The organism is Massilia timonae CCUG 45783, from assembly GCF_000315425.1.
In the GTDB taxonomy this organism is placed as follows: Bacteria; Pseudomonadota; Gammaproteobacteria; order Burkholderiales; family Burkholderiaceae_D; genus Telluria; species Telluria timonae.
Genome location: NZ_JH992923.1, coordinates 881213 through 890649, shown reverse-complemented (window position 1 = coordinate 890649; position 9437 = coordinate 881213). Strand labels below are relative to the sequence as shown.

Genomic DNA, 9437 nt, shown 5'->3' with positions numbered 1-9437 from the left:
GGCCCGCGCCGGCGAACGCCTGGCCGGCGCCGCCCATGCGGCGGGCGACCGCCTGGCCGAGGTTTCGCACCGCACGCGCGACCGGCTCGAACATGCGCGCGAGCGCCTGGCCGACGCCTCGTACGAGGCGAAGGACCGCGCCAGCCACGCCGCCCACGAGGCCCGCGATCGCGTGAAACACGCCGCCTACGAGGCGCGCGACCGCGCCAGCCATGCGGCATACGAAGCGCGCGAGAAGGCCGAGTATGCCGCCGACAAGGCGCGCGACCGCGCCGAGTACAGCGCCGACCGCGCCGCCGAACGCGCCCGCGAACGCGCCGACCTGGCGCGCGAACGCCTGGAACAGACCGCCCACAGCGTGAAAGCCGACGCCCGCTCGCGCGCCCACGCCGCCGGCGACCAGGTGCGCGCCTGGACCGACCACCTGAGCCAGGTGTTCGGCGCGCGCAGCCCGACGCTCACCAATTCCGCCCTGCTGGGCACCGGCGCCCTGAGCGTGGTCGGCCTGGTGCGCCGCTCGCCGGTGGCCGCCCTGCTCGGCCTGGGCGCGCTGGCGGTGCTGCTGCGCAGCGACCGCGGCCGCCACCTGGTCGATTCGCTGCGCCACCGCGGCGCCGCCAGCCAGGTCGGGGTGGAGAACTCGATTCACATCGACGCCGCGCCGAAGGAAGTGTTCGACGCCTGGTCCGAAGTCGAGAACTTCCCGCGCTTCATGTCGCACGTGACCGAAGTGCGCGACCTCGGCCACCGCCGCTCGCACTGGGTGGTGCGCGGCCCCGGCGGCATGGAATACGCATGGAACGCCGTCATGACCGAGCAGTCGCGTCCCGAGCGCCTGTCGTGGCGCAGCGAACCGGGTTCGGAGATCGAGCAGGAAGGCTCGGTGACCTTCGAGCCGTCCGGCAACGGCACCCGCGTCACGGTGCGCATGACCTACTCGCCGCCGGCCGGCGCGCTGGGCCACGGCATCGCGCGCATGCTGGGCGCCGACCCGCAGCGCCAGATGGACGACGACCTGGCGCGCATGAAAGAGTTCATCGAGCGCGGCGGCGCCCACTACGCCGGCCACCAGGCGGCGCCGAGCCACAGCTTCCTGCACTGACGTGGCCATCCTCACCAACGCCACCCTCGACGCGGTGCGCGCGTCGGCCCGCCCCCTCACCGGGGGCGCGGACGACTACGACGCCCTGCTCGACATGGTCGGCAACGCCCGCTTCGTGCTGCTCGGGGAGGCCACCCACGGCAGCCACGAGTTCTACGCGGAACGGGCGCGCATCACCCGGCGCCTGATCGAGGAAAAAGGCTTCACCGCGGTGGCGGTCGAAGCCGACTGGCCCGATGCCTGGCGTGTCAACCGCTACGTGCGTGGCGAGGGCGCGGACGCGGACGGCCGCGCCGCCCTCTCGGGCTTCGAACGCTTCCCGGCCTGGATGTGGCGCAACACGGCGGTGCTCGACTTCGTCGAGTGGCTGCGCGCGCACAACGACGGCCCGGGCGCCGGCGCCGCCAAGACCGGCTTCTACGGCCTGGACCTGTACAGCATGTACACCTCGATCCACGAGGTGCTGCACTACCTGGAACAGGTCGACCCGAACGCCGCGCGCGAGGCGCGCAAGGTCTACGCCTGCTTCGACCACTACGACCGCGACAGCCAGCAATACGGCTACGAGGCCAGCTTCGGCATGTCGCCGTCGTGCCAGGAAGGCGTGATCGCCACCCTGCGCACCTTGCAGCAGCGCGGTTTCGACTACGTGCAGGCCGGCGGCGGCGACGACGCGTTCTTTTACGCCCAGCAGAACGCGCGCCTGGTCAAGAACGCCGAAGAGTATTACCGCACCATGTTCAAGGGCCGCGTCTCGTCCTGGAACCTGCGCGACAGCCACATGGCCGAGACCCTGGACGCGGTGGCGCGCCACCTGTCGCAGGGCGGCAAGCCGGCGCGCATCGTGGTCTGGGAACACAACTCGCACATCGGCGACGCGCGCGCGACCGAGATCGGGCGCCAGGGCGAATGGACGCTGGGCGAGCTGGCGCGCAAGGCCCATGGCGCCGACACGGTCCTGATCGGCTTCACCACCTACGAAGGCCGGGTCACGGCGGCCTCGGAATGGGATGGCGAGGGCCGGCACAAGCACGTGCGGCCGGCCCTGCAGAACAGCTACGAGCACCTACTGCACAGCACCGGCATCGAACGCTTCTTCCTGCCGCTGCGCGAGCCTTCGCCGGCGCGCGACGCGCTGATGGAAGAGCGTCTGGAACGCGCCATCGGCGTGCTGTACCTGCCGCGCAGCGAGCGCCAGAGCCATTACTTCATGGCCCAGCTGCCGCGCCAGTTCGACGCCGTGATCCACATCGACCGCACCACGGCGGTGGAGCCGCTCGATGCGACCAGCGGCTGGCATTCGGGCGAGCCGCCGGAGACATATCCGGGCGGGCTGTAGGGTCGGCAGCTACGCCGCCGCTCCCACCGTATACCCATCGCGCCCGTTCGCCTTCGCCACATACAAGGCCCCATCCGCCTCCGCCAGCAGCGCGTCTTCACCCTGCCCCGGCCGCCACAATGCGACACCGACGCTGGCCGACACCGCCAGCATCCCGGCCCCCGTGGCGAACGGCGCGCGCATCGCCGCCACGATCTTGGCGGCGATTTTGGCCACGGTATGTTCGGCCTCGCCGCCGTTCCCTATCTCTTCGAGGATCACCACGAACTCGTCGCCCGACAGCCGCGCAGGCAGGTCGCTGGCGCGCACGCAGGCGCGCAGGCGTTCGCCGAACTCCTTCAGCACTTCGTCGCCCACGCCGTGGCCGTGGCTGTCGTTGATGCGCTTGAAGTGGTCGACGTCCAGGTAGGCCAGCGCCAGCGCCCGGCCGTGGCGCGAGGCGCGCGCCAGCGCCTGCTGCAGGGTCTCGTTGAAGCTGCGCCGGTTGGCCAGGCCGGTCAGGGTGTCGATGCGCGCGAGGCGGGTCAGCTGCTCCTCGACCTCTTTCACGTGCGTCATGTCGTGCTTGAGCGCGTACACACCGGCCACGCTGCCGTCCGGCTGCAGGTCGGGGATGTAGACGCCCTCCAGCACCCGCGGCGCGCCCTTGATCGGCAGCCGCATCTGGCAGGTGGCGGCGTGGCCGGCGAACGCGCGCTCCAGACTTTCCGCGCCCTGGCGCGCGGCCTCCTCGCCCATCAACTGGGCGATCGACATGCCGACCAGCCGCTCGGGCGCGACCCCGAACCAGCGCTCGAAGGTCGCGTTCCCGAACCGGAAGCGCCGGTCGCGGTCGACGTAGGCGATCAGCACCGGCAGGTTGTCGGTGATCAGGCGCAGGCGCTTCTCGCTGGCCGCGCGCAGGCCTTCGGCGTTCTGGCGCTCGGCCATCAGCTGGTAGAAGGCATTGCCCAGTTCCCCGATCTCGTCGCGCCGGGTGTCGTGCAGCACCCCGATGTCGGCGCCGTCGTGGCGGATCGCGCGAATGCGGTCGCGCAGCCGCTGCAGCGGCGCCAGCAGCCGGAACACCAGCGCCCAGGCCAGCACGCCCGCGGCCAGCGCCAGGGCCGTTGCGCCGAAGATGGCGTTCCGGCGCATCTGCGCCAGCGGCGCGAACGCTTCCTCGGTGGGGTAGCGGGCGCCCAGTATCCAGCCGGTGGTGCGCAGGCGCTGGTAGGCGTAGATCGATTCGCGCCCATCGCCGCCGGCCGCCTCCATCCACCCCTCGAAGCCCTCCAGGGCGCGCTCCGCGCCCGACCCGCGCGCTCCGGCCTGGCGCAGCAGGCGGCGCGGGTCGGGATGGTCGATCATGGCACCGTCGGGCGTCATCAGGAACAGGTAGCCCGAAGCGCCCGGCCTGAGGGCGCCGATCTGGCGCAGGAAGCCAGTGGCCTGCAAATCCATGCTGGCCGTCAGCACGCCCCCTACCTTGCCGCCCCGGTCGAGCACGGGCGCGCCGATCACGACCACCTGGCGCCCCGAGATCCGGCTGACGATCGGCTGCGCCATGAAGCCGCGCCGGGTCGCCAGCGGGCGCTCGAAGTAATCGCGCCCGGCGGCGTCGAGCCGCCGCTCGTTGCCGAACGTGCGCAGCGACACCAGCTGCTGGCCGTGGACGTCGAGCAGGATCAGGTTCATGTACTCGTGTTCCCAGAGCGGCGCCTGGGCCTGGAGGAAGCGGCGTGCGCCTTCCGGATCGCGCAGCGCCGCCGCCGGCAGGCAGGCCGCCAGCGACTCCACCTGCGCCACGCGCGCCGCGATGCGGTCGTCCATGAAGGAAGCGGCGCTGGCCAGCATCGCATACTGCTGGTCGCCGATCACCGACTTCATGCCGCGCTCGGCCACCGCCAGGGTCGACAGGGTGACCAGCAGTGTCGCCACGAATACCAGGACGGCCGCGACGCAGGCCATGCGCAGCTTCAGGTTCGCCGGCAGCAGGCGCAGACCGCGTTTAAGCATAGAAAATAGTGTCGACCTTAATGCAACAAAGTATTACATATTAATCCGTAGCGTCCAAGGCGGCATGTTTACAGTCTGGCCGGCATTAAAACAGGCACTGCAATACTGTTGAAGTAGTGAAATTTCAGCTAGGATTGTCAGCCTGTTCGGACTGCCTTGAAGGAGCGTCATGAGTACATACACCCTGAATGTCAACGGCAAGGCGCAGGCCGTCGACGTCGAAGCCGATACCCCGCTGCTGTGGGCGCTGCGCGATACCCTGGGCCTGGTCGGCACCAAGTATGGCTGCGGCCTGGGCCAGTGCGGCGCCTGCACGGTCCACCTCGACGGCGTGGCGACGCGCGCCTGCGTGCTGCCGGTCTCGAGCATCGGCGACGCCAGGATCACCACCATCGAGGGCCTGGACGCCAATGCCCGCCATCCGCTGCAGGTGGCGTGGCAAGAGCTCGACGTGCCGCAATGCGGTTACTGCCAGTCGGGGCAGATCATGAGCGCCTGCGCCCTGCTCAAGCAGCATCCGAAGCCGACCGACGCCCAGATCGACGAGGCCATGGCCGGCAACCTGTGCCGCTGCGCCACCTATATGCGGATCCGCAAGGGCATCCACCGCGCCGCCGAGATCGCATCGACCGAAGGGAAACAAGCATGACGCTCGCCTCCACCTCGCGCCGCGGTTTCCTGCGCGCCGGCGCCGCCGGCGGCGCCTTCCTGATCGGCATGTCGGCGCAAGGCGTGCTGGCCGCCGTGAGCGATACGAAGGCCGGCGCCGCCAGCCCGGACTTCGTGCCGAACGCCTTCATCCGCATCGCGCGCGACGGCAGCGTGATCCTGATCTCCAAGCAGCCCGAGATCGGCCAGGGCATCAAGACCTCGCTGCCGATGGTGATCGCCGAGGAACTCGACGTCGCCTGGGACAGCGTGCGCGTGATCCAGGGCGACCTGAACCTGGAAGCCTATGGCAGCCAGGGCGCGGGCGGCTCGAACTCGACCCCGAACAACTACGAGAACTTCCGCCGCCTGGGCGCCACCGCGCGCGCCGTGCTGGTGCAGGCCGCGGCCCAGGCCTGGAAAGCGCCGGCCCGCGAATGCACGACCGACGGCGGCCATGTCCTGCACGCGGCGAGCAAACGGCGCCTGGCTTACGGCGACCTGGTCGAAGCGGCGGCCAGGCTGCCGCTGCCGGACGCGGCGAGCGTGGCGGTCAAGGATCCGGCCACCTTCAAGCTGCTGGGCAAGCGCATTGGCGGCGTCGACAACCCCGCCATCGTCAGCGGCAAGCCGCTGTTCGGCATCGACGTCCAGCTGCCGGGCATGCTGCACGCCCAATACGTCAAGTGCCCGGTCTTCGGCGGCAAGCCGTTGCGCGCCAACCTGGACGCGGTGCGCGCCCTGCCCGGCGTCAAGGACGCCTTCATCATCGAAGGCACCAGCAACCTGAACGGCCTGCGTCCCGGCGTGGCGATCGTCGCCACCTCGACCTGGGCCGCGATCCGCGCCCGCCGCGCGCTCGAAGTGACGTGGGACGAAGGCGGCGCCGCGAAGCACAGCTGGGCCGACTTCACGGCCCAGGCCAAGGCGGCCGCCAGCCAGCCCGGCGCTACCGTGCTGCGCAAGGATGGCGACGTCGCCGCCGCCCTGAAGGGCGCCGCCAGGACGGTGGAAGCGGCCTACAGCTACCCCTTCATCTCGCATGCCAGCATGGAGCCGCAGAACTGCACCGCCTGGATCAAGCCCGACGGCGCGCTCGAACTGTGGGCCCCGACCCAGAATCCGAACGCGGGCCAGGCGCTGGTCTCGGGCACCTGCGGCATCCCCAAAGAAAAGATCACAATGCACATCATCCGCAGCGGCGGCGGTTTCGGCCGGCGCCTGAGCTCGGACTTCATCGTCGAAGCCACCGCGATCGCCCAGCGCATGAAGGACAAGGCGCCGGTCAAGCTGACCTGGACCCGTGAGGACGACCTGCAGCACGACCACTTCCGTCCGGGCGGCTTCCACTTCCTGCGCGGCGGCGTTGACGAGGCCGGCAAGGTCGTCGGATGGCACAACCACTTCGTCACCTTCGCCAACCGGGTGGAGCAGGATGGCAAGAGCACCCTGCGCAACGGTAGCGGCGGCAGCCTGTCGCCCGACGAATTCCCGGGCCGCTGGCTGGCCAACTGCCAGCTGGAGCAGACCGCGCTGGAATGCAGCGTGCCGATGGGACCCTGGCGCGCGCCGGGCAGCTGCGTGTTCGCCTGGGCCTTCCACAGCTTCATCGACGAGCTGGCGCATGCGGGCGGGCGCGATCCGCTGGCCTTCCGCCTCGAACTGCTGGGCGACAAGGACATCATGGCGCCGAGCGTCGAGCGCGGCCAGCCCTACAACGTGGCGCGCATGCGCGCGGTGCTGCAGACCGCCGCCGACAAGGCCGGCTGGGGCAAGAAGAAGTTCGCGCGCGGCCAGGGACAAGGCATCGCCTTCCACTTCAGCCACCGCGGCTACGTGGCGCAAGTGGCCGAGGTGACCGTCTCGCAGGACGGCAAGGTGAAGGTCGACCGCGTGGTGGTGGCGCTAGATGTCGGACCGACCATCATCAACCTGTCGGGCGCCGAGAACCAGGTCGAGGGCTCGGTGATCGACGGCCTGTCGACCCTGATGTTCCCCGAGCTGAACCTCGAGAACGGCCGCATCGTGCAGAGCAACTTCCACGATTACCAGCTGCTGCGCATCGGCGACGCGCCGGCAAAGATCGAGATGCACTTCGTGAAGTCGGACCAGCCGGTGACGGGCCTGGGCGAGCCGCCCCTGCCGCCGCTGGCGCCGGCGGTGTGCAATGCGATCTTCGCCGCCACCGGCAAGCGGGTGCGTGAACTCCCGCTCAGCAAGGCCGATCTGAGCTGGAGCTGAGGAAGTAATACTTGGGTCCCGGCCAAGGCGCCCGGCGAGGGCGGGGAGTCATTTCTGCCAGTGGCAGAAATGACGTTCACGGCACGCGCTGCTCGCTCAGCGCGTGCGGGTTCGCCGTGCGATGGCGTTCGACGATGGCCCGGGCCAGCTCTTCCTCGCGCGGATTCTGCGCCAGGACCCTGAGGATGCAGGCGCCGTGCATATCGCCTTCGGGGCGATAGACGTCGTTGTAATCGGTGCCGCCTTTGGCCGACGGCGAGTCCCCGACCGTGAAATTGGATTGGCCCGGGCCCGCCTCGTCGCCGATCGGAGACAGGGCGACGCTGTCCTGGGACAGGCCGGCGGCCAGCAGGTCGGCCCGCAATTGCTCGGCGATGGAGAAATCCTGGATAACGTGGACGATGGGGTTGCTCATGTGTTGCTCCTCGGTTCACTATTGAACCAACTTACCAGAATGGCCGGGGCGGTGGCGCTCGGTCGAGACGACGACGTGCAGACCAGGAGCGATATGAACCGGGAGGAAGCCTGTCGAGTCGTGACCGTTCCGGAGAGCATGTCGGCCGCCCTGGCTGGCTATGCCTGGGCGCGTGACAGGGTCGGCGAATCGGGCGGCGCCGTCTACCGGCTGCACGGCAAGCCGGGGGCGCCTGACCTGTACCTGAAGCATGGCAGGCATGCGGTTGCCGATGCCATCGGCGATGAGATGACGCGGCTGCGCTGGCTGGCGGGACGCATGCCCGTGCCCGCCGTCGTGCATTTCGACCGTAGCGCCGACGAGGCCTGGCTGCTGATGACTGCCGTGCCGGGCAGGACCGCTTACCAGCTGCTGCAAGCCGATCCCGCCCAGCATGACATAGTTGTGGATGCCCTGGCCAGGTTCCTGCAGCGCCTGCACGCGATCCCGACATCCGCCTGCCCGTTCAATAGTGACCACGACTACCGCCTGGGCCTGGCGCGCTCGCGCATCGAGGCGGGCCTGGTGGACGAGGACGATTTCGACGAGGAACGCGCTGGCTGGACCGCGCGGCAAGTCTGGGACGCGATGCAGGCCCTGCTGCCGCTCGCGCCCGATCCGGTGGTCACGCACGGCGACTATTCGCTCGACAACCTCCTCATCGTCGATGGCCAGGTGGCGGGCTGCATCGACGCCGGACGGGTCGGCATCGCGGACCGCTACCAGGATCTCGCCATCGCCTGGAACTGCCTCGGTGAGTTCGGCGGATCGCTGCAGGAGCGCTTCCTGCGGCAGTACGGCATCGCCGCGCCTGATCGACGCAAGCTGCAGTTCCACCTGATGCTGGACGAGCTGTTCTGAACGCCGTCTCCGCTGGGGTGGCTGGCGAGCGCGGGTTGGCAACGCACCATGTTATGCTCGAGACAACACACTCCCATGCGTTCAGCGCCAACATTCATCATGCATCTGGACAAAGCCATGAAAGACGTGAAAGTAGACGTGCGCGTCAATGTGACGGTCGATGCGGCCAGCGTGGTGTTATTAATCGCCACGACCACGATGGCCTTCCTGTTCTACAAGCAGAACAAGCTCGACAAACAGGACAAATCCGCGTTGCGCCAGTCTTGATGCTCAGTGCTCGATCATTTCGAGCAGCCACGATCACGGCGCGGCAGACTGTCGTCAGTCTCGTCGGTACTCCAGACGGTCAAGTGATTACGTCTTTGCATCGATTCTCGCTTATCAATCGGGAATGACCGCGATCACCTCGATCTCGACCCGTGCCCGATCCTCCATCAGCCTCGCCACTTGGACTGCCTCATGGCCGGATAGTGGCGGGTCTGCACCTCGCGGTCGACATCGCCGAGTTCGCGCCCCTGCGTCGAGATACTCGCGCTTGTCGACCACATTGGCGGGTACCCCTGGACGCTACCGCTTAGTTGTTTAGTTCCGTGCGATCATTTTCCTCGTCGTAGCTGGCCTTTGTTCCGTGCAAAGGCTATGCTCGACGACTTGATTGCTGGATTCAGCAGTCCCGGCATTCAATCGCACCAGGAGGAGTTGGCAGCATGAGTTCACGCATTCACCCGCAAGCCCGTACCACCCCGAAAATCCGACAGGAGATCAAGGATTCGGGCCTATCCGACCGACAGGCC

The 9437-nt window shown here is 68.6% G+C and carries 8 protein-coding genes; 6 read left to right on the top strand and 2 right to left on the bottom strand.

Going from position 1 to position 9437, the window contains the following annotated elements:
- The coding region (locus HMPREF9710_RS26600) for an SRPBCC family protein (RefSeq protein ID WP_005667295.1) at positions 1–1102 on the top strand (1102 nt) is incomplete at its 5' end.
- Between the two features lies 1 nt (position 1103).
- A complete protein-coding gene (locus tag HMPREF9710_RS13890; protein ID WP_005667294.1) occupies positions 1104–2441 on the top strand; it encodes an erythromycin esterase family protein in 1338 nt (445 codons plus the stop codon).
- 9 nt (positions 2442–2450) lie between these two features.
- On the opposite strand, the gene HMPREF9710_RS13885 is transcribed toward HMPREF9710_RS13890, so the two are convergent.
- Complete coding sequence (locus HMPREF9710_RS13885; protein ID WP_005667292.1) at positions 2451–4439, bottom strand: diguanylate cyclase domain-containing protein; 1989 nt, start codon at positions 4437–4439, stop codon at positions 2451–2453.
- A 169-nt stretch (positions 4440–4608) separates the two neighbouring features.
- On the opposite strand from HMPREF9710_RS13885, the gene HMPREF9710_RS13880 reads away from it, so the two are divergent.
- Positions 4609–5088, top strand: a complete 480-nt coding sequence (locus HMPREF9710_RS13880) for a (2Fe-2S)-binding protein (protein ID WP_005667291.1) — start codon at positions 4609–4611, stop codon at positions 5086–5088.
- Entirely contained in the window at positions 5085–7328 is a 2244-nt protein-coding gene (locus HMPREF9710_RS13875; protein WP_005667289.1) for a xanthine dehydrogenase family protein molybdopterin-binding subunit, read from the top strand. Before HMPREF9710_RS13880 ends, HMPREF9710_RS13875 begins: the two co-directional genes overlap by 4 nt.
- Before the next feature lie 76 nt (positions 7329–7404).
- Here the strand turns inward: HMPREF9710_RS13875 and HMPREF9710_RS13870 are convergent, their stop codons facing one another.
- On the bottom strand, positions 7405–7743 hold the full coding sequence (locus tag HMPREF9710_RS13870) for a hypothetical protein (RefSeq protein WP_005667288.1): 339 nt from the start codon (positions 7741–7743) through the stop codon (positions 7405–7407).
- A 93-nt stretch (positions 7744–7836) separates the two neighbouring features.
- On the opposite strand from HMPREF9710_RS13870, the gene HMPREF9710_RS13865 reads away from it, so the two are divergent.
- Together HMPREF9710_RS13865 and HMPREF9710_RS27935 are read left to right on the top strand one after the other, a co-directional pair.
- The gene (locus HMPREF9710_RS13865) at positions 7837–8643 is read left to right on the top strand and encodes an APH(3')-I family aminoglycoside O-phosphotransferase (protein ID WP_005667286.1); all 807 of its coding nucleotides are present in this window, start codon (positions 7837–7839) and stop codon (positions 8641–8643) included.
- A gap of 117 nt (positions 8644–8760) precedes the next feature.
- Positions 8761–8910 carry a hypothetical protein gene (locus HMPREF9710_RS27935; RefSeq protein ID WP_157225571.1) on the top strand — a complete coding sequence of 50 codons (150 nt, stop codon included), beginning with the start codon at positions 8761–8763 and terminating at the stop codon, positions 8908–8910.
- Positions 8911–9437: the final 527 nt, after the last annotated feature.

Excerpts from the sequence above, each read along its gene's own strand:
- HMPREF9710_RS13885 (WP_005667292.1), bottom strand. The coding sequence starts at position 4,439 with ATGCTTAAACGCGGTCTGCGCCTGCTGCCGGCGAACCTGAAGCTGCGC.
- HMPREF9710_RS13870 (WP_005667288.1), bottom strand. The coding sequence starts at position 7,743 with ATGAGCAACCCCATCGTCCACGTTATCCAGGATTTCTCCATCGCCGAG.
- HMPREF9710_RS13865 (WP_005667286.1), top strand. The coding sequence starts at position 7,837 with ATGAACCGGGAGGAAGCCTGTCGAGTCGTGACCGTTCCGGAGAGCATG.
- HMPREF9710_RS27935 (WP_157225571.1), top strand. The coding sequence starts at position 8,761 with ATGAAAGACGTGAAAGTAGACGTGCGCGTCAATGTGACGGTCGATGCG.
- HMPREF9710_RS13875 (WP_005667289.1), top strand. The coding sequence starts at position 5,085 with ATGACGCTCGCCTCCACCTCGCGCCGCGGTTTCCTGCGCGCCGGCGCC.
- HMPREF9710_RS13880 (WP_005667291.1), top strand. The coding sequence starts at position 4,609 with ATGAGTACATACACCCTGAATGTCAACGGCAAGGCGCAGGCCGTCGAC.